This window comes from Thiothrix caldifontis (assembly GCF_900107695.1).
GTDB classification, from domain to species: Bacteria; Pseudomonadota; Gammaproteobacteria; order Thiotrichales; family Thiotrichaceae; genus Thiothrix; species Thiothrix caldifontis.
Map to the genome: position 1 here is coordinate 58875 of NZ_FNQP01000016.1, position 24138 is coordinate 83012.

At 51.2% G+C, this 24138-nt stretch carries 25 protein-coding genes and 1 tRNA gene; 14 read left to right on the forward strand and 12 right to left on the reverse strand.

The genetic code is table 11. The features are described 5' to 3' along the window. Position 1 precedes the first annotated feature (1 nt). Genes BLV87_RS13175 through BLV87_RS13185 form a run of 3 tightly spaced genes read right to left on the reverse strand, consistent with a single transcriptional unit; the run spans position 2 to position 1739 of the window. Positions 2 to 889 (reverse strand): mechanosensitive ion channel family protein, encoded by an 888-nt coding sequence (locus BLV87_RS13175; RefSeq protein ID WP_093069395.1) that lies wholly within the window; start codon positions 887 to 889, stop codon positions 2 to 4. Continuing rightward, the gene (locus BLV87_RS13180; protein ID WP_093069397.1) at positions 879 to 1142 is read right to left on the reverse strand and encodes a hypothetical protein; all 264 of its coding nucleotides are present in this window, start codon (positions 1140 to 1142) and stop codon (positions 879 to 881) included. Before BLV87_RS13180 ends, BLV87_RS13175 begins: the two co-directional genes overlap by 11 nt. 6 nt (positions 1143 to 1148) lie before the next feature. After that, a complete protein-coding gene (locus BLV87_RS13185; protein ID WP_093069398.1) occupies positions 1149 to 1739 on the reverse strand; it encodes an RNA polymerase sigma factor in 591 nt (196 codons plus the stop codon). Positions 1740 to 1950: 211 nt separating this feature from the next. Between BLV87_RS13185 and BLV87_RS13190 the strand changes: the two genes are divergently transcribed. Further along, the gene (locus BLV87_RS13190; protein ID WP_093069400.1) at positions 1951 to 3135 is read left to right on the forward strand and encodes a hypothetical protein; all 1185 of its coding nucleotides are present in this window, start codon (positions 1951 to 1953) and stop codon (positions 3133 to 3135) included. A 118-nt stretch (positions 3136 to 3253) separates the two neighbouring features. Here BLV87_RS13190 and BLV87_RS13195 read toward each other — a convergent pair whose 3' ends face one another. Then, the gene (locus tag BLV87_RS13195; protein ID WP_245707031.1) at positions 3254 to 4600 is read right to left on the reverse strand and encodes a mechanosensitive ion channel family protein; all 1347 of its coding nucleotides are present in this window, start codon (positions 4598 to 4600) and stop codon (positions 3254 to 3256) included. 309 nt (positions 4601 to 4909) lie between these two features. Here BLV87_RS13195 and BLV87_RS13200 point away from each other — a divergent pair, with 309 nt between their 5' ends. From BLV87_RS13200 to BLV87_RS13225, 6 genes are all read left to right on the forward strand, one after another. Beyond that, a complete protein-coding gene (locus tag BLV87_RS13200; RefSeq protein WP_093069402.1) occupies positions 4910 to 6304 on the forward strand; it encodes a KamA family radical SAM protein in 1395 nt (464 codons plus the stop codon). Positions 6305 to 6308: 4 nt separating this feature from the next. Then, positions 6309 to 8480: an HAD family hydrolase gene (locus BLV87_RS13205; protein ID WP_093069403.1), complete on the forward strand. Its 2172-nt coding sequence runs from the start codon at positions 6309 to 6311 to the stop codon at positions 8478 to 8480. Then, complete coding sequence (locus tag BLV87_RS13210) at positions 8477 to 9331, forward strand: HAD-IIB family hydrolase (RefSeq protein ID WP_245707032.1); 855 nt, start codon at positions 8477 to 8479, stop codon at positions 9329 to 9331. Before BLV87_RS13205 ends, BLV87_RS13210 begins: the two co-directional genes overlap by 4 nt. Then, entirely contained in the window at positions 9328 to 10233 is a 906-nt protein-coding gene (locus BLV87_RS13215) for a carbohydrate kinase family protein (protein WP_093069405.1), read from the forward strand. Before BLV87_RS13210 ends, BLV87_RS13215 begins: the two co-directional genes overlap by 4 nt. Before the next feature lie 6 nt (positions 10234 to 10239). Beyond that, positions 10240 to 12195: an amylosucrase gene (locus tag BLV87_RS13220; RefSeq protein ID WP_093069407.1), complete on the forward strand. Its 1956-nt coding sequence runs from the start codon at positions 10240 to 10242 to the stop codon at positions 12193 to 12195. 342 nt (positions 12196 to 12537) lie between these two features. Next, a complete protein-coding gene (locus tag BLV87_RS13225) occupies positions 12538 to 13239 on the forward strand; it encodes a S1C family serine protease (protein WP_093069409.1) in 702 nt (233 codons plus the stop codon). Here BLV87_RS13225 and BLV87_RS13230 read toward each other — a convergent pair. The 4 genes from BLV87_RS13230 to BLV87_RS13245 form a co-directional block, all read right to left on the reverse strand. Next, positions 13226 to 13996: an HvfC/BufC N-terminal domain-containing protein gene (locus BLV87_RS13230; RefSeq protein WP_093069411.1), complete on the reverse strand. Its 771-nt coding sequence runs from the start codon at positions 13994 to 13996 to the stop codon at positions 13226 to 13228. The genes BLV87_RS13225 and BLV87_RS13230 overlap by 14 nt on opposite strands. Next, positions 13983 to 14804, reverse strand: a complete 822-nt coding sequence (bufB, locus tag BLV87_RS13235) for an MNIO family bufferin maturase (protein WP_093069413.1) — start codon at positions 14802 to 14804, stop codon at positions 13983 to 13985. The genes BLV87_RS13230 and bufB overlap by 14 nt, the downstream gene beginning before the upstream one ends. A 3-nt stretch (positions 14805 to 14807) precedes the next feature. Beyond that, the gene (locus BLV87_RS13240; RefSeq protein ID WP_093069414.1) at positions 14808 to 15077 is read right to left on the reverse strand and encodes a BufA1 family periplasmic bufferin-type metallophore; all 270 of its coding nucleotides are present in this window, start codon (positions 15075 to 15077) and stop codon (positions 14808 to 14810) included. Between the two features lie 66 nt (positions 15078 to 15143). Further along, the gene (locus BLV87_RS13245) at positions 15144 to 15623 is read right to left on the reverse strand and encodes a DoxX family protein (RefSeq protein ID WP_175517941.1); all 480 of its coding nucleotides are present in this window, start codon (positions 15621 to 15623) and stop codon (positions 15144 to 15146) included. Positions 15624 to 15781: 158 nt separating this feature from the next. On the opposite strand from BLV87_RS13245, the gene BLV87_RS13250 reads away from it, so the two are divergent. Both BLV87_RS13250 and BLV87_RS13255 read left to right on the forward strand, forming a co-directional pair. Next, positions 15782 to 16324, forward strand: coding sequence for an RNA polymerase sigma factor (locus BLV87_RS13250; RefSeq protein WP_093069416.1), 543 nt, complete (start codon positions 15782 to 15784; stop codon positions 16322 to 16324). Beyond that, positions 16321 to 17028, forward strand: a complete 708-nt coding sequence (locus BLV87_RS13255) for an anti-sigma factor (protein WP_093069418.1) — start codon at positions 16321 to 16323, stop codon at positions 17026 to 17028. The genes BLV87_RS13250 and BLV87_RS13255 overlap by 4 nt, the downstream gene beginning before the upstream one ends. Before the next feature lie 18 nt (positions 17029 to 17046). On the opposite strand, the gene BLV87_RS13260 is transcribed toward BLV87_RS13255, so the two are convergent. From BLV87_RS13260 to BLV87_RS13270, 3 genes are all read right to left on the reverse strand, one after another. After that, on the reverse strand, positions 17047 to 18231 hold the full coding sequence (locus tag BLV87_RS13260) for an ATP-binding protein (RefSeq protein WP_217629991.1): 1185 nt from the start codon (positions 18229 to 18231) through the stop codon (positions 17047 to 17049). Between the two features lie 104 nt (positions 18232 to 18335). Then, entirely contained in the window at positions 18336 to 19202 is an 867-nt protein-coding gene (locus BLV87_RS13265) for a universal stress protein (RefSeq protein ID WP_093069419.1), read from the reverse strand. Positions 19203 to 19214: 12 nt separating this feature from the next. Beyond that, positions 19215 to 20693, reverse strand: a complete 1479-nt coding sequence (locus BLV87_RS13270; RefSeq protein ID WP_217629992.1) for a SulP family inorganic anion transporter — start codon at positions 20691 to 20693, stop codon at positions 19215 to 19217. A gap of 140 nt (positions 20694 to 20833) precedes the next feature. Here BLV87_RS13270 and BLV87_RS13275 point away from each other — a divergent pair, with 140 nt between their 5' ends. The 3 genes from BLV87_RS13275 (at position 20834) to BLV87_RS13285 (ending at position 22597) form a co-directional block, all read left to right on the forward strand. After that, entirely contained in the window at positions 20834 to 21313 is a 480-nt protein-coding gene (locus BLV87_RS13275) for a hypothetical protein (RefSeq protein ID WP_093069422.1), read from the forward strand. 115 nt (positions 21314 to 21428) lie between these two features. After that, entirely contained in the window at positions 21429 to 21899 is a 471-nt protein-coding gene (locus tag BLV87_RS13280) for a type II toxin-antitoxin system RelE/ParE family toxin (RefSeq protein ID WP_093069424.1), read from the forward strand. 2 nt (positions 21900 to 21901) lie between these two features. Next, positions 21902 to 22597, forward strand: a complete 696-nt coding sequence (locus BLV87_RS13285; RefSeq protein WP_245707034.1) for a hypothetical protein — start codon at positions 21902 to 21904, stop codon at positions 22595 to 22597. 16 nt (positions 22598 to 22613) lie between these two features. On the opposite strand, the gene BLV87_RS13290 is transcribed toward BLV87_RS13285, so the two are convergent. Continuing rightward, a tRNA-Gly gene (locus BLV87_RS13290) sits at positions 22614 to 22687 on the reverse strand. 58 nt (positions 22688 to 22745) lie between these two features. On the opposite strand from BLV87_RS13290, the gene mutY reads away from it, so the two are divergent. Next, positions 22746 to 23789 carry an A/G-specific adenine glycosylase gene (gene mutY / locus BLV87_RS13295; protein ID WP_093069426.1) on the forward strand — a complete coding sequence of 348 codons (1044 nt, stop codon included), beginning with the start codon at positions 22746 to 22748 and terminating at the stop codon, positions 23787 to 23789. Between the two features lie 17 nt (positions 23790 to 23806). After that, positions 23807 to 24073, forward strand: a complete 267-nt coding sequence (locus BLV87_RS13300) for an oxidative damage protection protein (RefSeq protein ID WP_093069428.1) — start codon at positions 23807 to 23809, stop codon at positions 24071 to 24073. Positions 24074 to 24138: the final 65 nt, after the last annotated feature.

A 24138-nucleotide genomic window follows, 5' to 3' on the forward strand; every position in this document is an offset into this window, starting at 1 on the left:
CTTAGCCTTCAACATTAGATTGCGTTTCAATGCTCACTAAATACTGAAACAACTGGCTGTTGGGGATGGCGATAATCTTGCCATTCCCAAGCTCAATCAACGCATTTTGCGCCCGAATCTCGCGTAAAACACCGCTATATTCACCGAAGCCCAAGGTTTGCCCAGGCATAAAAGTCTCTCGCGCGTAAAACCCCGCAACCAAATTATGCGCCATCTCACGCCCCCCCAAACCGACGGCTAACGCAATCGCAAACCCCATTGACGCAATAATGGTGATCAACACGGTATACAACAATTGCGTATCCATGCCCATTTGCCCTAGCGCAACCACAATCGTAATCGCCACCGTCAAGCCATACACCAAACCGCCAATCGTATTGGTTGAAGTCAGCCCCAAACTCCCGCTGCCCTGCACGGTTTGCCGCAGAAAATTTGCCACCACAAACCCAAACACCACAATAATAATCGCCGCAATGATTTTAGGCAGAAACACCACGAAACTTTCAGTCAGTTGAGTCAACTCCTTAATACCCAATAACTCAGTCGCAGGCATTAAAGTCGCGAAAAACACCAGCCAAAACACCATCTTGCCGATCAAACGTGACGGGGTACTTTTCACCCCGCCCTCCGACATCATGGCATCAACACCGGCATTGCGACTGAGCTTGTCGATGCCCATTTTGCGTAATACCGAGCCGGTAATCATCGCCAGTACAATCCCGATCACTAAACCAATCAGCAAAATAATCAGCGCAGCAATAGCTTTTGGCAGAAAACCAATCAACAAATCCCATTGGGAAAACAGTGGTTCTAACAGACGCTGATTAAATAACTCATCAAATTGGAGTAAATCACTAAAACGGGTGGGTTCATTAACATTAAGATTCATGCGAAGACTTCTCCAATCGAGAGCGAATAACAGTGAGCTTGCCAGCCATGATTACCAACACTGCCGTGAATAATTGCGCAAAGGTCAGCAGCAAAAAACCAGCAAACTTGAATAAATCACGCAACGACAACTCAGCACGAGAACGTTTCAGAATCCGCTCAATCCGCTGCGAGGAAGTCGCCTTGCGCGTATTCGCGGCTTGCTGCCAGATGGCGCGTAACTCTTGTTCCAATTGCTCATTTGCATTAGGCATAGTGGCTCACAGGCACAGTTTTTCGTAAAGTTTTTTAAATTGTTCCATTGCGCGGTAAAAGCGCATTTTGGTCGCACTTAATTTGCTACCCAAGGTATTGGCAATATCCTCTAGGGACAACTCACCCATGAAACGCAGGTTGAGGATTTCACTTTCTGCCTCGCGCATCTCACCTAAGGTTTTTTGCACACAATCCTCCTCCTCGGTGTGGCTGTAGGCAGCCTGCGGGGTATGTTCGTCGACTAACAAGGTATCAAACGCATTCCCAGCCTCCTGATCACTCAAATCTGCCTCATGAACCCATTGTTTACGTTTCGCGGCGACCGTGTGGCATTGATTCATCACAATCCGGTACAGCCAAGTTTTAAATTGCGCCCGCCCTTCAAATTGCGGCAAAGCATGGAATACCCGCATAAACACATCCTGCGTGACATCTTCTGCGTCTGCCTCCGTGCCCAAATAACGACGGCACAAATTGAACACATAACGCTCGTGACGCCGCACCACTTCGCTGAATGCATCCATGACATAAGGCAGCTCACTGCGGCAGCGCTCCAATAAATTATCGTCGTCTAGGGCTTGTAATGTGCTGCTCATCAATCCTCCTTTATGTAAGAGACTCACCGAATGCCCGAAAAGTCACAAACCAACATCACTTAATTTTTCAATACAACTTTTTATGAAAAATTTGTGACTTTCCGTTAACAGGCGCAGTCCCATCCAACAGTGAAGCAGGAGAAATTAGCACAAGCCTTAACTGCGGAACAATTTTTAAATGATTTTTGAATAAGTTTGTGGAGAAGATAACATGAAAAAATACGCACTAAGCCTGAGCGTTGCAGCAACGGTTATGAGCCTCACGTCAAGCCTCACAGCGGAAGAAGTCACCCTATTTGATTACACTGAACCGACCAGTGCTTACGAAGATGCCTACGTATCCGGTCGCCTTAATGTCAATAGCGGCAACCAAGCGCAAACCAGCCATGACTTGAATGTGGATCTGAATTATGACCGTGTGTTCAGCTCACCCGACCGCGACATCACCATTGGCGGTGACTTGCAAGGCTCTTCCAAACGTGGTGGTAATGCCGGTGATAGCACCCAAGACAACTACATTGGTACTGCCAAAGCCAGTGCTAACAACTACTTTCAACCCGGCAGCAAAGGCGCGTTTTGGTACGGTGATACCGAATTAGGTGTCAAAAAAGGCGCAGATGACCCACGCTTAAAAGCAGGTGTTGGTGTAGGTTACGGGCGCGTGGTGAACGTCACTCCAATGGCGCAAGCCATACGTCTGGTAGAAGCCTTGCGTGAAAAAAATATTCTCACTGGCAATCTGACAAAAGCAGAACACAACCAACTGGCGAACGTGATTGCCAAAGAAAGCGAATACCGTACCAAGTACGGCGCAGTTGATTACCGACAAGTATGGGTTGCCGACATGGAAGCTATCTTGAAAACTTCTGGCAAAACCCGTGGTGAACTTGGTGCTGCTGGCATCCTCAAAGCCTACGATGTGTTAGTGAATGAGCGTATTTCTACCCGTAAGCACGGCTGGGTAGCCAAAGCCGGTCTAAGTTCGGTCATCAAGGATTATGACGGCGACGGCGGCAAACCCGCATTGGATTTAAGTCACGAATACCACAAGCCACTGAACAACCGCACTCAGTTTTCCAATGAAGCCAGTGCGTCTGCCATCCTCAAAGACAGCGACAAAAGCTACAACATCAAAAACACCATGAGCTTGAATCATGAAGTGTCTGACCGTGTGGACTGGTTAAACAGTTGGGCATTGGACTTTGACCACAATGACACCAGCGGGCGTGACACCACCACCAACGCGGCTACATCCACTTACCGTTACTACATCAGCAACAAGCTGGCGTTTGATACCTCAGCAGCACTCACTAAAGTGGATGACGAAATCAGTGGCAATGGTAATGATGAAATTGACAAGTCACTATTCATGGGCGTGACCTATCGCTTGAAATAAGCGCACAGTCTGATTCGATCGTGTTCACCTGACGTAGTGTTTGTCCTATCTTAAAACACCCGTCGACTTTTGGGGGAGCTTAGGCTCCCTCATTTTTTACAGCAGCAAAGCGTGTCAATTAATCCTTAATCAATTCAGCAAGGCATTCTGGGGCGATACTACGCAAATGCAAATCACGTTGCGGGTAAGGAATCTCAATGCCATGTGTGCGAAACTTCTCCCAAATTCGCACCATCACCGCACTTTTCACATTCGCACAACCGTTCATCGGGTCACTGACCCAAATACGTTGCTCCAAGTCCACCGAATTGTCGCCAAAGCCTTTCAACAAGCATACCGGCGTAGGCGATTTCAGCACTCTGGGGGTTTCTTGCGCGGCTTCGATACACAACGCCATCGCCTTTTTAACATCGGTTTGGTAATGCACCCCAACCGAAATCTTCAAGCGCACATTGGTATCACTGTATGACCAGTTTTCTACCTGATGATTGATCAGCTCGTCATTGGGAATCAGGTATTCAATGCCATCACGGGTAATCATTGACACATACCGCGCACTCAGGCTATTCACCCGCCCGTAACGCCCACTGTAAACAATGGTATCCCCCGGTTTGATCGACTTATCCATGAGCAAAATAATGCCCGCAATCAAGTTGGAAAATACCTTCTGCAAGCCCAAGCCAATCCCGACCGCGATTGCCCCACCGAATACCGCAAACGTGGTTAAATTCACCCCGACAGCATTCAACCCAAATAAAAATGCCAACATCAACAAGGTAAATTTAGAAATTTTCGCCAGCAATGCCTGCGCTGACACACTCAAATTCGGATTGTTTTGCAGGGTGCGCTCAATCATGCTCGCCACTACCAACGCTAGCCACACAAACACCGCCACTGATAGCGTCGAGGTAATAATGTCATACAAACTGAGAGAGTCTTTTTCCGTACCGATTTTAATGCTTTCCAGCCATTCGACCACTTTGGGCAAATAACCTAGCATTGCCAACGCGGTCACACCCCAAATAAACGTCGCCACCGAACGGCTAATCGTTGGGTTACTAATGAAAGCCGATGCCAAACGAATCAATGCCCAAGCAATCGCCAGATTATTAACCGTGTTGATAATCAGGTAAGGCTTTGCCAGCACTTCGTAAACCACGATCAGTAAACTGGTCCAAAACACCAACAACAACGGAAATGCCAACCGCCGCAATAAACGATACAACAAATTTTGCAGCCGGAATTGTTCAACCGTCTGTGCCAAAAAGCGACGCCGTACCCATTGACTCGCGTACACCGCCAACACCAGCCCAAGGATCACCAAACCGTACTGCACGATGCGCTCTAGGGTGAACACATGCATCATCACCCAGTCCTGCACCATGCCGGTTTCAATCAGGTCTTTACTGGTTTCGAGCAATTCCTTGCTGGTTTCTATCAAATCTTTATCTTTTTGATCAGCCACATTGCACTCATTCATCACCCCAGAAGCGTCAGATAATAGTGAACTCGTTCGCGAGAGTCTAATTTCGCTGACACCAACAACCCTATACGCTTCGTTTTCCCCCAGCATAATTTTGCCTAATGTGGTAGCATCAAATGCAAATCCGTAATGCACCATTTCTGTGCACTACTACCCATCCTTTTCCTTCGGCACGCACTGAGCTTACTCCCTCATAAGTGCGTGTCTTTCGCCGGATACTGGCTCACAACCTGTATCTGTTTGCTTTCAAATGCCCATTCATTAACGGGCATCACGCAGAGGAGAGTTGTTATGACACAACCTATTAAAATGACCGCCAATCAATTATTGGCTACCGACCACCAAAAACCGTTCAAGGTGTATGCTGCACGGCATTTAGAACGTATTCCGCAAGTGCAGGCATTACCCGCTGAGATGCGTTTCGAGATGCAGGTAATTGCTAACGTGTTGCCGTTTCGCGTCAACGATTACGTACTGGAAAACCTGATCGACTGGGGAAACATTCCCGATGACCCGATGTTCCGGCTACTGTTCCCGCAACGGGAAATGCTGGCAGCGGACGATTTCAGCCTGATTGCCGATTTAATGAAACGCCAAGCCCCCGCCGAACAATTGGCGCAAGCAGTCGAAACAGTACGTACCAAACTCAACCCCCACCCCGCCGGACAAATGGAGCTGAATGTTCCGATTTTCCACCAGCAACGGGTACAGGGCTTGCAGCACAAATACCGCGAAACCGTGCTGTTTTTCCCCAGTCAAGGGCAAGTCTGCCATTCGTATTGCACTTTCTGTTTCCGCTGGCCGCAATTTGTGGGCGACAAAGATTTGCGCTTTGCCAGTAAGGAAGCCGATGAACTGTTGCGTTACCTCAAGCACCACACCCAAGTGTCCGACATTCTGTTCACGGGTGGCGACCCAATGGTGATGAAAACTGCCAATTTTGAGCCGTATTTGCGTGGTTTACTCAAACCTAGGTTGGAACATGTGCAAACCGTGCGCATTGGCACCAAGTCATTAAGCTTCTGGCCGCAACGTTTTGTCACCGACCCCGATGCGGATGATTTATTGCGCTTACTGGAATCCTTGGTCAAAGCGGGCAAGCATGTGGCGATCATGGCGCATTACAACCACTGGCGCGAACTGGATACGCCAATGGCACACGAAGCGATTCGCCGCTTACGCAGTACCGGGGCAATCATCCGCAGCCAAGGGCCGTTACTCAACCATATCAATGCTGACGCTGAGGTTTGGGTGAAAATGTGGCGCGAACAAGTACGCTTGGGCATTGTGCCGTACTACATGTTTGTGGAACGTGATACCGGCGCACAGCATTACTTTGAAGTGCCGCTTGCCAAAGCTTGGGAAATTTACCGCACCGCGATGCGGCGTGTCTCTGGTTTAGCGCGTACTGCGCGTGGCCCTTCCATGAGTGCCAGCCCCGGTAAAGTCGAGATTCAAGGGGTAGTGGAAATTCGCGGCGAAAAAGTATTCGTGCTACGGTTTATTCAAGGACGCAATCCCCATTGGGTACAAAAGCCGTTTTTTGCCAAATACGATGAACAGGCGACTTGGTTAAATCACCTCAAGCCTGCGTTGGGCGCAAAGCAGTTTTTCTACGAGGCAGAATACGCCGACATGATTGCGCACCGTCAGGAAATTCTCACCGAGCTGGAAGGAGAGTGCTAAACCCATGACCCCAGATGACCATCAACCGTATATTGTCCTGTTGAGTATTCACGGTCTGATTCGCGGGCATAACCTCGAATTAGGGCGCGATGCGGATACCGGCGGACAAACCAAATACCTGGTGGAGCTGGCGCGTGCTTTGGGTGCGAATGCGTGGGTGGGCAGGGTTGACCTGCTCACCCGCCGCGTTGATGACCCGACAGTGAGTGCAGATTATGCTCAACCTCGCGAAACACTCGGCGCTAATGTCCAAATCGTGCGCATTGACTGCGGCGAAGCGGGTTATATTCCCAAAGAACAACTCTGGGATTCGCTCGACAGCTTTGCCGATTCCACCCTGGAATACCTCAAACAGCAACCGCGCTTGCCCGACATCCTCCACAGCCATTACGCCGATGCCGGTTATGTCGGGGTACGCCTTGCCAGTTTACTCGGCATTCCGCTGGTGCATACCGGACATTCCTTGGGGCGCAGCAAACGCCGTCAGTTACTCGCCGCCGGTCACAGCAAGGAAGCCCTCGAAACCCGTTACCACATTACCCGCCGTATTGAAGCCGAAGAAACCACCCTCGGTGTCGCCGAACGGGTCATCACCAGTACCCAACAGGAAGTGCAGGAACAATACGCCCTGTATGACCATTACCGCCCCGAACACATGCGGGTGATTCCGCCGGGAACAGACTTACAGCAATTTTACCCGCCACAAGCCGACTCACCCGCAAGCCTGATGCAGGCTGAACTGGCACGTTTCCTGACGCAGCCAGACAAACCCATGATTCTGGCACTGTCACGCCCTGACCCGCGCAAGAATATTGTGGAATTGGTGAGTGCCTACGGCGAATCTTCCGAACTTCAGCAATTGGCGAATCTGGTGATCGTGGCGGGCAATCGTGATGACATCCGCGATCTTGACAGCGGTGCGCAGGAAGTTCTCAGCGACATTTTACTCACCGTTGACCAATACGATTTGTATGGCAAAGTCGCCTACCCCAAACACCATCAAGCCCACGATGTACCGGATTTGTACCGACTGGCGGCTGCCAGCAAAGGCGTATTCATCAACCCCGCCCTGACCGAACCGTTCGGGCTAACCCTGATCGAAGCCGCTGCCAGTGGTTTACCGATTGTGGCAACCGACGACGGCGGTCCCACGGATATTATTGGCAATTGCCGCAACGGCTATCTGATTAACCCGTTGGATCGTGCCGATATGGCTGCCAAATTGTGGCAAGTATTAACCAGCAACCAACAAGCGTGGGAAACACTGGCGCAACAAGGTTTACAGGGTGTACGTCACCATTATTCCTGGCAAGCGCATGTGGAAAAATACTTGGCGGAATTGCGCCCCCTGATGGCACGTACCGAAGCAACCGCCGCTGCCGAAACACTTCCTCCTGTAACTCTCAAACGCCGTAAGCAATTGCACCATGACCGCGCCCTGTTTTCTGACCTTGACCAAAACCTGTTGGGCAAGCCGGAAGCACTCGCGCCCTTCCTCACTGCTTTGCAAGACAATCGCCGCTGTGTGTTGTTTGGCATTGCCACCGGGCGGCGGCTGGATGCGGCGATCCAGCTCATGAAACGCCACCGCATTCCCTTGCCGGATGTGCTAATCACCAGTTTGGGTACAGAAATTTATTACGCGCCGAATCTCCTCCCCGATACCGCGTGGGAACGCCACATTGATCACTTGTGGAATCCGCGCATTATCCGCCGGGTACTGGATGGGATACCGGGTATCGAACTGCAAGCCAAGCGCGACCAAAGCCGCTTTAAAATCAGTTACTTCATCAACCCAGAGATTGCCCCCGATATTCAGCAGCTTAACAGCCTGTTGCATCAGGAAGGGCAAGCCGTCAACGTCGTGCAAGCCTTTGGGCAATTTCTGGATATTATTCCGGTACGCGCTTCCAAAGGGCTGGCATTGCGCTGGGTTGCCGATCAACGTGATATTCCGCTGGAACGCATCCTCGCTGCGGGTGGTTCAGGCGCAGATGCCGATATGTTGCGCGGCAATACGCTCGCCGTAGTGGTGGCTAACCGTCACCATGAGGAATTGTCCGAACTGGTGCAGGAAGGGGTAAACATCTTTTTTGCTACCCGCCCCTATGCCGATGGGATTCTGGAAGCGATTGAGCATTACCAGTTTTTCCAAAGTTGTGAGATCAGCGCATGATGCCCAAGCAACCCTTACTGATTTGCACTGACCTTGACCGCACCCTGATCCCCAATGGGGCAGCGCCGGAATCACCACGCGCCCGGCACTATTTTCGACGACTTGTGGCATTACCCAACATTACGCTAGCGTATGTCAGCGGGCGGGATCAATCACTAGTGCGGGATGCGATTCACACCTACGATCTGCCCTTGCCCGACTTTGTGCTGGGGGATGTGGGCGCGACCATTTACACCTGTGACCAATGGGACTGGCAAGCGTGGGAAGCATGGGCAAACCACATTGCCCCTGACTGGAACGGGCATAGCCGTGCGGCACTGGCAGCGTTATTGCAGGATTTCCCGATGCTAAAATTGCAGGAAGCCAGCAAGCAAAACACCTACAAACTGAGCTATTACCTCGACCTTGCACTTAACCACCAGCGGGTCATGGATGAAGTACAAATGCGCCTGTCCACACACGGTATTCGTGCCAGTTTAATCTGGAGCATTGACGAGCCTGCCAATATCGGTTTACTTGACATTTTGCCCGCTCGTGCCAGCAAGCGTCACGCGATTGAATTCCTGATGGCACAGCAAGGCTTCAGCCTGCAACAGACCGTGTTTTCCGGTGACAGTGGCAATGATTTGCCGGTGCTGGTCAGCCCGATTCCGGCGGTGCTGGTTAACAATGCCAGTACGGAATTGAAGCGTGAAGCCCTGCAAATGAGCCGTTTGAGCGGTGTTGCCGATGCCGTTTACCTTGCGCAAGGAGGCTGGGCAGGCATGAACGGGCATTACGCCGCCGGTATTCTGGAAGGCATTGCCCATTACCACCCTGACATCCTTGCCCAACTGGAGTTATCGCCATGACAGCAACACCAACATCTCGCTTACGCCCGCTGATTTTCGGTGAAGTATTGTTTGATCGCTTCCCGGATGGTACGTCTGTCCTTGGTGGCGCACCGTTTAATGTGGCCTGGCATTTACAAGCCTTCGGGCAACAACCGCTGATGCTGTCCTGTATCGGCGAGGATGCACTGGGGGAACAGGTACAAGCCGCGATGCAGGCATGGGGCATGGATCAAAGCGGGCTGCAACTTGACCCGCATCACCCTACCGGTGTGGTGGATGTACGTTTTCACGACGGTGAACCGCAGTATGAGATTGTGGCAGACAGCGCGTGGGATTTTATCCGACCGGAAAGCTTGCCACCGCTACCCCGCAATGCCTTGTTGTATCACGGCAGTTTAGCGTTGCGTCAGCCGGTTTCTCGCACGACGTGGGAACAACTGTCACAACAGCCTGAATTACCGCGCTTTATTGACATTAACCTGCGTGCGCCTTGGTGGGATGCCCCAAGCATTGCGCCGCTGTTACGCCATGCCACGTACCTCAAACTCAATGCGGATGAATTGGCAACCCTCATCCCGCAAGCCGCCGACACCGAGGCGCAAATCCAGCAGTTGTTTGCTGATTCAGCATTACAATACCTGATTCTCACCCAAGGAGCAGCGGGGGCAATGGCAGTCGCCGCCAGTGGGGAACGCTGGCACGTTGCGCCGGAACACACCACCCACATTGTGGATACCGTTGGTGCGGGCGATGCCTTTAGCAGCGTGGTGCTGTTGGGCTTGTTAAACGGCTGGGGAATGGCGCAAACTGTGCAACGCGCCCAACAATTTGCCAGTGCGGTGGTGGGTTTGCGTGGGGCAACAACCCGCTCGATGGCGTTTTACCAGCCGTTTATTGACGCATGGCAATTGACATTCTGAGATCCCATGTACGAACAAGTCTCCCATTCCCTGCTCAATGACATTCTGATTGAGCTTGACCCCAGCATTAAAGGCGAGGGCTTGCGGCACTTTTATACCCGCTTGGGGGCAAACTTCTACTCCATACATTCGTTGTTTACCGTGTTGTATGGCAAACGCGACGATTACCGCACCCAGGTGCAATGCTTGGTAGAAACAATGGCGCGGCAATACGTCTTGCGCCCTAACCACCTGCGCGAATCCGATCTGGAACGTGAAAAAGACCATAACTGGTTTTTAAGCCAACAATGGGTGGGCATGGCACTTTATGCCGATGGCTTCGCCAAAAACTTGCCCGACTTGACGGAACGGGTGCATTACTTTCAGGAACTAGGGGTCAACATGGTGCATCTAATGCCCATGATGCAATGCCCACGCGGGGCAAGTGACGGCGGCTATGCGATCAGTGATTTCCGTCAGATTGATAGCCGCTTTGGCACATTGGCTGATTTGCAAACACTGGCAGACGAGTTGCGCAAACGCGGCATCTTGCTAACGCTCGACGTGGTGCTAAACCACACCTCCAACGAACATGCTTGGGCGCAACAAGCCAAAGCTGGAAGCCCTTTGCATCAGGATTACTACTACATATTCGATAACCGCGAAGTGCCGGATATGTTTGAGCGCACCATGCCGGAAGTTTTCCCGGAAAACTCCCCCGGAAACTTCACCTGGGATGAGGACATGGGCAAGTGGGTGATGACAGTTTTCAACCATTACCAATGGGATTTGAATTACAGCAACCCCGCCGTTTTCATTGAAATGCTCGACATTATTTTGTATTGGGCAAATCACGGTGTGGATATTCTGCGGCTGGATGCGGTGGCGTTTCTGTGGAAAAAAATTGGTAGCATTTGCCAAAATGAGCGTGAAGCCCATTTGTTGTTGCAACTGTTCAAGGATTGCTGCCAAGTGACTGCCCCCGGTGTGCTGTTCATTGCCGAGGCGATTGTTGCGCCAGTAGAAATTATCAAGTACTTCGGCGAGGATGCGATTAATGCCAAGGAATGCGAAATTGCCTATAACGCCACCTTCATGGCCTTATTGTGGGATGCTGTCGCCACCAAAAATGCCAAATTACTCACCCAAGGCATTAAAAGTTTACCGGATAAACTGGAACGTGCCACGTGGCTGAATTATGTGCGTTGCCACGACGATATTGGGCTGGGGTTTGATGATAATGACATCCGCGCGGTGGATTATGAACCCTATGCGCACCGCCAATTTCTGATCGACTATTTCACCGGGCGTTATGCCGGGTCGCCTGCACGTGGCTTGCCGTTTGGCTATAACGATAAAACCGGCGATACCCGCATTGCCGGGTCACTGGCTTCATTGGTGGGGCTGGGAACGGCGTTGCAAACCGATGATCCCATTGCTTTGGAAGCTGCCCTCAAAACCATCGTATTATTGCATGGCATGATTCTAGCGTTTGGCGGGATTCCGTTACTGTATTACGGTGATGAAATCGGCACACTTAACGACACCACCTATCTGGATGACCCCGCCAAAGCCAATGATAGCCGCTGGGCGCACCGCCCGCGTATCGACTGGAACAAAGCCGATTTGCGCAATACCCCCGGCACGCTGGAATTTCGTCTGTTCAATGCCCTGAAAAAACTTATCGCTATTCGTAAGGAAGTTCCGGCATTTGCCGATTTTAATAACCGCGAATTACTGGATGTTGGCAACCCACACTTGTTTGTGTTTGCGCGTTTCGATATTCATCAACCGATGAATAAGGTACTGGTGGTGGCAAACTTTGATGTCCACCCGCAACACCTGAATCTGGAAGATTTGGGACGAAAGGCATTTTTCCGCCATGCCAGTGTGCGTGATTTGTATTCGGGGGAACGCCCTGCGATGTTCAAGGAGGAATTGGTGATTCCACCCTTACGGTTTTATTGGCTAACGGATTTGTAAGCAATCTGAAAGACACGCATTATAAGCAATTGAAAACAAATGATAAAAAAGCCACTCAGTACTAGGGAGAGTTTAAACCTAGTGCTGAATGGCTGCTGCCTTTTTACCAAGTGGAGACCAGTAAGAAGTCAAGCGGAAATAATCCTAACATAAAACGCACCAAAGCGGTGCTTAACCCTAAGCATTATCAGCGTAATAATGGTGTGCAAGGGTCTATTGCCACCTAGCATCCAGCTAAAATATGTTACTTTTTGGCAACATTTGATGCATTTACGACACTAACCCGCGTGTCATTTGTGTTAACCTTGTAATTCCTTAAGGAACCAAAACACTGGTCACACAATGAAAAAAAATCTGCTTATCATTGCTTTATTGGGCTTTGTGCTAAGTGGCTGTAGCCTGCTGCACATTGAAGAACGCCAAACGATTGCTATCTATGAACGCGCCAATCCAGCGGTGGTATGCATCCACGCCGAGGAACAAGAGCCGGATGCGTTTGGGGAAATTGCCACGGGTACGGGTTTCCTATGGGACACGAAAGGGCACATTGTCACCACACAGCATTTAGTGTCTGGTTACGAAACACTGACCGTGAGTTTTGACGAGCAAGGCACACGCGAAGCCGACGTGGTTAATTCCGACAATGAATACGATTTGGCGGTATTAAAACTACGCGATACCGCGAATCTACCCACCCCCGCACACACCCAGAGCAGCAAGGATTTAAAGGTCGGGCAATACGTTTACAGCATCAGCAATGCTTACGACCTAGGTCGTAGTTTCACCTCTGGCATTATTTCTGCTTTAGGGCGTAATTTCGGCGATCCGCAAACCGGCGGGATCAGCAACTTGATTCAAACCGATGCGGCGATTAACCCCGGCAGTTCTGGTGCGCCGTTGTTGGACAGCAGCGGGCGCGTCATTGGGGTGAATGTTGCCATTTACAGCTTATCAGGAGGGTCGGATGGGATTGGCTTTGCGGTGCCGATGGATGTGGTTCGCCAGATTGTGCCGCGTTTGATCAGCACGCCTAAAGTACTGTGAACGACAAAATCCAGCCGCGTTGCACCGCTGTCATCAACAAGGCGGGCAATTGCGCCTGAAAACGTTCCGCCAAGTCTGGCAGTCGATTGGCTTGCTGGATAGCAGTGAGAAACGCCCAGGTTGCCTCATCCAACAACACTTGGTGCAAACGTCGCCCTGCCCGCCACACCAAAACGCGCTGGGTCTGGTGGAGTTCAAGTTGTTCCAACGCTACTTTTTCAGGGGAATCTTCCGGCTGATGCGCCAGCCACACCTGATGAATCGCATAAGCCGACGTCAGTAATTGTGCGGATGCGGGCAACACTAACACCAAACGCGCTTGTTGTGCCGCATCCACGTTAGCGAGTTGGGAAAAATCCGCCGCCGCTTGGTTCACCGCATTCCATGCCTGATGCCGCGCCCATTCCAGTCGTGCCACATCCGCGATCCACAACATCTGTTGCAATGCGGGGTGTGCAGCGAGGAAATCCGCAAACCCTGCCCCGTATTCCGCCAGAAACGGGCGTGTCGGTGGCTGTTGATCAACGTAACAGTCACTCGCCGCTTCAAAAAATTCCGCCCCCAGCAATTGCTGACACACCGGATATAACGATTCGAGGTATTGCCACAAAATGCCGTGAACGCTGTTGCGGTAAATACCCACCCGTTGCGCTGCATCCAGTTTGCCGTGCGATTTAACCAGCAAAGCCGCTGCGTCACGCTGATCACGGTTAAAAATAGCGGTAATAAAATGATGTTGCAGTTCAGGCAAGGACACGCGCTTGCACCTCCGCTGCTTTGGCGGCTTCTGCCAACAAAACGGGCAATTCTGGCACGTTATTGTCCCACTCAATCAAAGTCGGAACCGCTCCAAAGCGCTGGATAGCTTGCGCGTACAATGCCCAAACAGCATCACTGACTGGATAGCCGTGAGTATCAAGCAAATGCGTCCCCCGGTCTTCGTAGCCCGCAAGGTGAATTTCACGTACCCGTTGCACCGGAATGGCGTTTAAATAAGCCAGTGGGTCAAAATCGTGGTTGCAAGCACTGACGTAAATATTGTTCACATCCAGCAAAATGTCGCAATCCGCCGCTTCAACCACCGCACACAGGAAATCCCATTCGCTCATCGCCGACTGTTGGTATTGCAGGTAGCTGGAAACGTTTTCGATCACCAGTCGCCGCTCCAACGAGTCTTGCACTTGGCTAATACGTTGGCTGACGTGACGGATAGTTTCCTCGGTATAAGGCAACGGAATCAGATCATGGGTGACAACACCGTGTGCCGATGTCCAGCACAAGTGGTCGGAAACCCACGCAGGATTCACCCGCTCCACCAAGGCTTTGACACGGCTAACGTATTCGGTATCCAGCGGGTCAGTCGAGCCTAGTGACATGCCGACACCGTGGAAAGTAAGCGGGTAATGTTCCGCAATTTCAAATAAATAATCCTGCTGCACACTACCGGGCAGCAGGTAATTATCGGTCAGGATTTCCAGCCAAGGGATGGGCTGATTGCTATCCACAATCGTGTCGATGTGCTGGAAACGCAAACCGATACCACAACCCTTGACTGGATGGCTCATGGCTTAACCTTTCTTGTCTTCAACGACAGTACCGCCGGTGATTTTCTCGCAAGTGCCTTTTGGTACTTTAATCCATTCGCCCGCTTCATTGTCGGCTTTGGATTGACCCGCACACGCATGACCGTTTGCACCACAATCATTCATCCCGGCTTTGACGATGCCGGAACATTTTTCCATCTCCATCTTTTCCTCACCCGCAGACAACGTGCCGGAAGCCGCTGCCATACCCAATGCCATCAACGCGGCTGCCATTACTTGCTTGTTCATGTTCATGAGAAAACTCCTTATTCGCTTTGGTAATTTAGTCTAAAAACCTAGTGTTTTTGCCTAGGTATGGGGTTATACGGCGTGGTTGCGGGTTTGGATGCGCCCCCACAGCCAATAATCGAGAGAAAATTTGCCGGGACTAAACACAAATACCGTCCAAAGCATTGCACCCCAGAACACGTGTTGCCAAAAACCACCCGCCCCTTCAATCGTAAACAGGTACGGATAGGAAATCACCGCCACAATATTAAACACAAACAATGCTAACGCCGCTGGACGAGTCAATAGCCCGATTACCAGCAATACCGGCAATACCAATTCAGCGGCTGTCCCTAAATACGCGGCTAATTCGGATGACAAGAAAGGAACGGTGTACTCGTCTTCAAACAAATAAAGCGTACTTGACCAACTCTGAATCTTGGTCAAGCCGGATGCAAAAAATACCCACGCCACATATACACGAAAACCCAGCAATGTCAGCGGTTTCACAAACCCGTCTAAAGGCCAGCACTCCCCCATCAGGAAGCCGGATAAGGTAATAGCTTGTTTCATCGAGAACTCCTTCGTCATATTGGGTTAATTATCTCGATATACGCCTCCGTTCGGATAGCAGATGCAGTAAGCATAAAATCTGTCTACAATCGGTTTTTTCCTGTGTGGCGTGCATCCAACAGCAGCCAGCCAACGTATAAGAATGCATAAGGAATATCATGGAACCACTGAACGAACTGCTGCAACGCAGCGGGCAGGGCGATGCAGCCGCCTTCCGGCAACTGTATAACGCAACGTCCCCGCGTTTGTTTGCGCTGTGCAAACGGCTGTTGCGTGACGAAGCACTCGCAGAAGACGTGTTGCAGGAAGGCTTTGTCAAAGTGTGGCATCACGCCGCGCAATTCAGTGCCAGCAAAGCCAGCGCCATGACCTGGATGACCACGATTATACGCAACCAAGCGCTCGACAAACTGCGCCAAGCCCAAAGCCGCCCGACCGTGGTTGATGCTGTGGAATACGAATCCCTAGAATTTGCCTCACTGGAACCAGAGCCGGATGCGTTGCAACAAATGGGCGAAGATGCCGAACGGTTGCTGTACTGCTTAGATCAGCTAAAACCGGAACAGCGCGAATGTATCCTGCAAGCCTTTTACCACGGGCAAACCCATGATGAGCTGGCGCAATCGTTGGCAAAACCGCTAGGCACGGTGAAAGCGTGGATACGGCGTGGATTAGAACAATTACGGGGGTGCTTACAATGAAGCGTTACCAAAACCCAGACATTTTTGAACACCTTGCGATGTCTTACGCCCTCGGCACCTTGCAGGGCAAAGCACGCATACGCTTTGAAAAACTGATGCGTAAACACCTCTATTTGCGGGCAGTCACCAACGCTTACCAGCAACAATTTGCGCCATTGGCAAACCTGATTCCCAGTGAAACGCCACCGGCGCGGGTATGGAATGCGATCAGCAAGGAATTGCAGTTAGGCAAAGCCGCTGCCCCACGAAAAAGCTGGTTCGCGAGTGTATGGAGCCATGTACCGGTAGCTGCATTTGCCGCCGTCGTTGCATCGGTTGGAACGGTATTGCTGTTGAACCTTAACAACCAGCCCGACATTTACATGGCGAATATGAAAACCCCGGTGCAACAAGACAAAATGATGGTGGTGATGGTCTACCATGAGACGATGGAAATTGCCTTCGATATGCCAAGCGGTGCATTGCCGGTCAAAGACGACATGATGCCGACCGTGTGGTGCATCCCCAAAGACAGCAATAAACCACCGATGCGCATGGGCACGCTAACCGCACAAGGTGAAAACCGAATGCCGATTGATAAAGCAACCTGGAAGGAAATGGCGAATGTCAGCCAGTTTGCCATCAGCCTCGAACCGATGGACAAACCACCCAGCGACACCCCACAAGGCAAAGTGATTTTTAGTGGCGAGCTGGCAGCGCTGTAACGGCTATGGCACTGTGCTTCAAGCCATAGCCCATGCCGCCAACCCCTGTTTTTCCCGTGCTAAATTGAATACCCGCGTCTGCCCTATTTGATGGGTTTGTTCCCCGTTATACAACACCACCCCATTGGGCAGACAGTCAGGGGAAACCGCCCGGAATGTGTCGATTCCTTTGAGAAACGCCGGGGAAAATGTGGCTGAGGATTTGATTTCCACCGGCAACAAGCCCTGACGCTGCCGAATCAGCAAATCCACCTCATTGCCCTGCGAATCCCGGTAAAAGTACAAATCCGGGCGCAATCCACGGTTCAAATGTGCCTTAAGGATTTCCAGAATCATCAGATTTTCATACAAATTGCCACGTAACGGATCACGCACTACCTGTTCCGCTGATTGGATGCCCAACAAAAATGCCACCAGCCCGGTATCGGTAAAATATAACTTGGGCGACTTAATCACGCGCTTGCGGCGGATATTGGCGAAAAACGGGGGCAATTCAAACAAAATATACGACGCCTTTAACACGCTTACCCAGTGTTGGATAGTGGTCGATGACACGCCTACATCATTGCCGAGTCCTGTGTAATTCACCACCTGCCCTACCCGCCCTGCCAACAAGACTAAAAACTGCTGAAAGCGGCTCAAATCTTTGATGTTTAAAATGGCCCGAACATCGCGTTCCACATAAGTCTGCAAATAGCCATTGAAGAAACGGTTGGGCTGCAATTGCTGGCTCTGCAAGCGCGGAAATGCACCTTGGTAAATCAGCTCAAAAACATCCAACTCCGGCTGCACTTGACGGATTTCTTCCAGCGTCAGCGGCAACAAGGTTAGCAAAGCCGTGCGCCCTGCTAGGGACTGACTAACCGCTGTATGCAAATCCGGCTGATGACTGCCAGTCAGGATAAACATGCCCGGCTGCTGCGCTTTATCCACAATGCCTTGCAAATACGACAGCAGAATTGGCAAGCGCTGAATTTCATCCAGAATCGCACCATTAGGCATCTGCGATAAAAAGCCACGCGGATCAGTTTCGGCAGCAAGACGGGTATCTGGGTCTTCCAGCAAAAAGTAAGGCTTATCAGGAAAGCATTGCTGTGCCAATACCGTCTTGCCGGACTGACGTGGCCCAAAGAGGGTAACAACGGGGTATTCCCTGCTACTTTCCAGTAATTCTGGCGCAATATCACGCTTAATCATGGGCATGTTTTAATACACTAAACGCTATAAAGACAATAGCTTAATGCCCACCGTTGCAAATCTCAAGTTCAACTTGAAATCTGCAAAATGCATCTCAACGTTGCTAACGCTCAACGCAGCAACAACGTCGGAATCCGCGCCGAACGCAGCAACTCATTGGTTTTACTACCAAACAGCCAACTGCGCCACACCGAATGCGCATACGCCCCCATGATCAACACGTCGATATTGCGCTCCTGCACTTGCGTTGCAATCACCTGTTGCGGGTCGCCCGCCAGCAACGCGGTATGCGTCTCAAACCCTGCCGTTTCCAGCGTGGTTTTCGCCCATTCCAATTGCTTGCGTAAACCTTTACCCGCTTCGCCGGAAGTAATCACATGAATCGGCAAACCCACAAATAACGGGCAAGCCGCAATCAGTTCCACCCCTTTGCGTGACAAACTGCTGCCGTCAAATGCAATCATTACCCGTTCCGGCACTTTGAAATCGTTGGTGATCGTCAGGATCGGGCGGTGCAAAGCACGCACCACGTTTTCCACATTGCGCCCTAAGTCGCGTTGGGTGGTTTCCGCTGATTGCCCACGCCGACCGAGAATGAACATGCGCACCGCGTCTTCCTGTTCGATCAGCGTATCGGTCAATGCACCGTGGCGTTGGCGCACGTCGGGGGCTTCCACCCCTGCGGCAATGGCACGCTCACGCAAGCGATTCAGGAAGACGCGCCCCTGTTCGCGCGCTTGTTTGCTGAACGCGGCATCTTCCGCCGACAATTCTTGCAGCAACAGGTTTTGCGCATCCATGCCAATCGCACCGCTGTGGTCGTGATTGTGGCGTGAACGTTCGGGGTGACGATCCAGAATATGCAGGAATTCCAACGGCAAACCCATGCGGGAAGCTACCCACGCAGCATAATCCGCCACATGATCGGCGTAATGTGACTGGTCAACGCAGGCCAAAATCTTATTTTCAGGTTTCATGGGGGTTGCTCCTTAATAGCTTGCCAGCGGGTCGGTGGCATCGGCTTTGTCGTGCGTCCCGAAACGGTCAATCAACGTAGCACTCGCCTCATTCAAACCGACCACTTCCACTTCCGTGCCTTCACGACGGAATTTCACCACCACTTTGTCGAGCGCACCCACCGCCGTTAAATCCCAAAAATGCGCCCGACTGACATCAATTTGCACTTTATCCAGCACATCTTTGAAATCAAACGACGCAATAAACGCATCGGCTGAAGCAAAAAACACCTGCCCCACCACCTCGTAAACGCGCCTCCGCCCTTCGTCTTCCGAACGCGCTTTCACAAACATAAACCGCGCAATCTTGTTGGCGAAGAAGAAGCCTGACAGTAACACCCCGACCAATACGCCTTGCGCCAAATCATGCGTTGCTACTACCACCGCTACCGTGGCAATCATGGTTGCATTGAAACTTTTCGGGTGTTCACGCAATTTACGCACCGAATCCCAGTTGAACGTGCCAATCGACACCATGATCATCACCGCTACCAATGCCGCCATCGGGATTTGCGCGACCCAATCACCAATGAACACAATCATCAGCAGCAAAAATGCACCCGCCACAAACGTAGACAACCGCCCGCGCCCGCCGGATTTCACATTGATCACCGACTGCCCAATCATCGCACAACCCGCCATGCCACCAAGGAAACCCGTGGCAATATTCGCCACGCCCTGCCCCACACACTCGCGTTTTTTATTGCTGGTAGAATCGGTTAAATCATCCACAATCGTCGCCGTCATCAACGACTCCAGCAAACCCACCACTGCCAACGTTACCGACACAGGAAAAATAATCGTCAGCGTTTCCCAATTCAACGGAATATCCGGTAACAAAAACACCGGCAGACTATCCGGCAATGCGCCCATATCACCAACCGTGCGAATCTCCAAGCCAAACACCATTGCCACCGCACTCAACACAATGATTGCCACCAACGGCGATGGCACAGCTTTGGTTACATACGGGAACAGGTAAATAATCCCCAAACCGGCAGCAACCATTGCATACACCAACCAACCATGCCCGACCAGCTCCGGCAATTGCGCCATAAAAATCAGAATGGCCAACGCATTCACAAACCCGACAATCACTGCGCGTGACACAAAGCACATCAGCAAATCCAGCCGCAGCATCCCCGCCACAATCTGCAATACGCCTGTGAGCAAGGTTGCCGCAAACAAATACTGCAAACCGTGATCTTTCACCAGCATCACCATGACCAACGCCATCGCGCCTGTCGCAGCGGAAATCATCCCCGGACGACCGCCAGCAAACGCAATCACCACCGCCATGCTGAACGAGGCATACAGCCCCACTTTCGGGTCAACGCCCGCGATAATTGAAAAGGCAATGGCTTCGGGAATGAGTGCCAACGCGACGACGAGTCCGGCAAGCAGGTCATTTTTGACATTGCCGAACCAGTCCTGTGGAAGGGATTTCATGATGCTAGTTCCATTATTGAAGAGTGAGTGCGCGAAGCAAACAGCAGAAGCTGCCGCATTCTAGGGAAATCAACCCGCAAAATACAGCGATACCGTGATGACTCGTGTATGCTAACCGTTGTGTTTTAACTGGAGATTGCTTGATGTTACGCTGGTTCTTTGCCCAACCCTTACACTTGCGCATTGCCATTATGGTTGCGCCAATACTCGCCATCGGCGGCTGGGGCATGATGGACTTGTGGGTCACTAAAGACCAACCCAAGCCGACAGTAGAGCAGCAAGTTGCCATGCTGCCGCTGCAATTGCAGGGCGAATGCTTTCTCGCCACCAACCAATGCTTGCTGCAACACGACAAAATGAAGCTTTCGATGCTGCTTAAAGATTCCGGCAAACCGGGCATTGTGCGGATGGAAATTATCCCTGATACCAATATTCGTGGCATCCAAATGTCTTTGGTGCAATTGGAAAATGAACACCAAATCGTGGTGGAATCCACGCCGGATGGCAATCTGTGGTTTGCGGAATTTCCCGATAAATTGCTGACGCCCTCGCCGTCAGCGTTGCGGATTGCGCTGGCAAAGTTTGGCTCGGTATCGTTTGCCGAAATTCAGCCCCACTTCTGAACACAAAAGGCTCCTCAGAGCCTTTTCTTGCCTTAAATCATTGCACGCCGTACCACCTAGCACTACGCTTGGGACACAAAAACAGCAACGTTCACTCCGCTAGAGAATAAACTGCATGTCAGATCTTGTTTTTTACTACCATAACCGCTTGCCGTGTACTGCATTCGCCATACTGGAAGCCGCCATTAAGGAACATGGTGAACATGAAATCATCTCGACGTTTGATGAGTTCAGGGTTGACCAATATGTGCTAGCAGATTCCAGTACCTCGCGGATTATTGCTATCGACTTTGACAATACCATTACCGCCGATCCAGATTTTTACCTCTCGCTGATACAGCGTTACCGTGAAAGTAGCTGGGAACCAATTGTGTGCACTTTGCGTGATGACATGGATGATAACTTGCTGGAAATCCGCGAAAGGCTTCAGGGTGATGGTATGCGGATTTACACCACCGATGGTAGAAAAAAACGGGCTTTCATGCTTCATCAGGGAATCAGTGTCGGACTGTGGATTGATGATTATTTCCCTGCCATTACCCAATTTGGCACCCCCCTGCTCATCAGAAACGGAATAGAGTACTGATTATGGATACAGTGGCACCACTTGACTCTAGCAAAGAAATCCTCGACTGCTTCCTTAGCGGCAAATTCAAACGCATGGACTGCCCACAGTGCGAGAACACCTTCCTCACTAAAGTCTACGAAATGAAATGCTTTGATGGGGGCAAGAAACTCAGCGTGAAATGCGCTGAATGCAAACGGCTATTCACCGCTAACACGGAGAGTGATGCTTGGAAAAATTACGTCGTTCTGGAAAAACAATCGCTAGGGCTGGAATATTTTCTGGATGCTATCGAAAAACACCAGCTTACCTGCGTGCCATTTGCCCGCCGCGTGGGGGTATTAGATGAAGATGGGCAACCGCTTGACCCATCCTGTATCCACTTATTCACCTTTGAAGAACCGGATTACCGCATTATTTACGTGATGGAACGCTTGGAACATTTGGATGAAGCCGATTCTGCCTTTTTTACCGAACACGTTCACGAAATCGACTGGATGGAAGAAGCCGAACGTATCAAAGTCTGGGCTTACGTCGCCGAACACTATGGCGATGAATTAGCGGATGACATGCGCAAGCTCTGCAAGTATTACCGCGAACACCAAAAATACCTTAACTGGGATTTGCACGGCGACAACTTAATGCGCCAAGTGAAAGACGGCAAGATTGTGATTATGGATCCGTTTGCGCCGAAGATGGGCGATTACATGGAGGAGTAAGGGAATCGCGGAATTTTGGAGCGGGTGATGGGAATCGAACCCACGTATGCAGCTTGGGAAGCTACCGTTCTACCATTGAACTACACCCGCTTATTGAGATAGTGTCAGCAGGTCGCTATTGTAGTGCGTTTTGATCAAGACAACAATCATGATGGCAACATTTGCAGACAAAGTACTGGCATGGTTCGACCGGCATGGGCGCAAAGACTTGCCCTGGCAGCAAAAGCCCACCCCTTACCGCGTTTGGGTGTCGGAAATCATGCTGCAACAAACCCAAGTCACCACCGTCATTCCCTATTACGCACGCTTTATGCAACGCTTCCCCAACGTGCAAGCCCTTGCCGATGCACCACCAGACGATGTGCTGAAATTGTGGGAAGGCTTAGGCTATTACAGCCGCGCCCGCAATTTACACAAAACCGCGCAACAAGTCTGCGACGCCTACGCAGGCGTGTTCCCCACCGATATGCCCGGTATGGAAACCCTACCCGGCATTGGGCGCTCCACCGCCGCCGCCATTCTCTCCCTTTGCCACGGGCAACGCGAAGCCATTTTGGATGGCAACGTCAAGCGCGTACTGGCACGTTACCACGCCGTAGCAGGCTGGGCGGGGGAGCCTCGTGTGCAAAAACAACTCTGGGCATACGCCGAACAACACCTGCCCGCTGAGCGCAATGCCGCTTACACCCAAGCCATGATGGACATGGGCGCAACCCTCTGCACCCGCAGCAAACCTCTATGCCTGCTTTGCCCCCTGCAAAACGGTTGCCAAGCCTTTAAACAAGGCAAACCACAAGCCTACCCCGGCAAACGCCCTGCAAAAGCCCTACCCGAAAAAACTGCACTGGCGTTGCTATTACGCAATACAGCGGGCGAATTACTGTTGCAACAACGCCCCCCAACCGGCGTTTGGGGCGGGTTGTGGAGTTTCCCCGAATTTGCCGATGAAACCGCACTGCATGACTGGTTGGCACAGCATTTCGCCCCGACACAAACCATTACGACCCGTTTACCCGTGTTAACGCATACTTTTTCGCATTATCGCCTGCATTTACAGCCCTTACAGGTCGATTTAGACGCGCAACCCGCACGGATAATGGAAGGTAACGGCTGGCTCTGGTATAAAGCAAACACCGAATATACCGGCGGGCTGTCAGCCGCTGTCCGCCAATTTTTCCAGACCATTGACTGAATCACTGAGGAAAACACATGACACGCATGGTGAACTGCATCCATTTAGGCCGCGAAGCCGAAGGCTTAGACCGCCCCACTTACCCCGGCGCATTGGGCGTGAAGATTTACGAAAACGTTTCCAAAGAAGCCTGGGCAAAATGGTTAAAGCAACAAACCATGTTTATCAATGAATACCGCCTTAGCCCCATCAACCCCAAAGACCGCAAATTTCTGGAAGAAGAAATGAACAAGTTCTTCTTTGGGGAGGGTGCAAGCACGATTGATAATTTCAAACCGGTTTAAGCCGTGCTGGGGCGTATTCAATACGCCCCTATACGCATCAACTTTAACCCGCGAAAGCGGTCTCC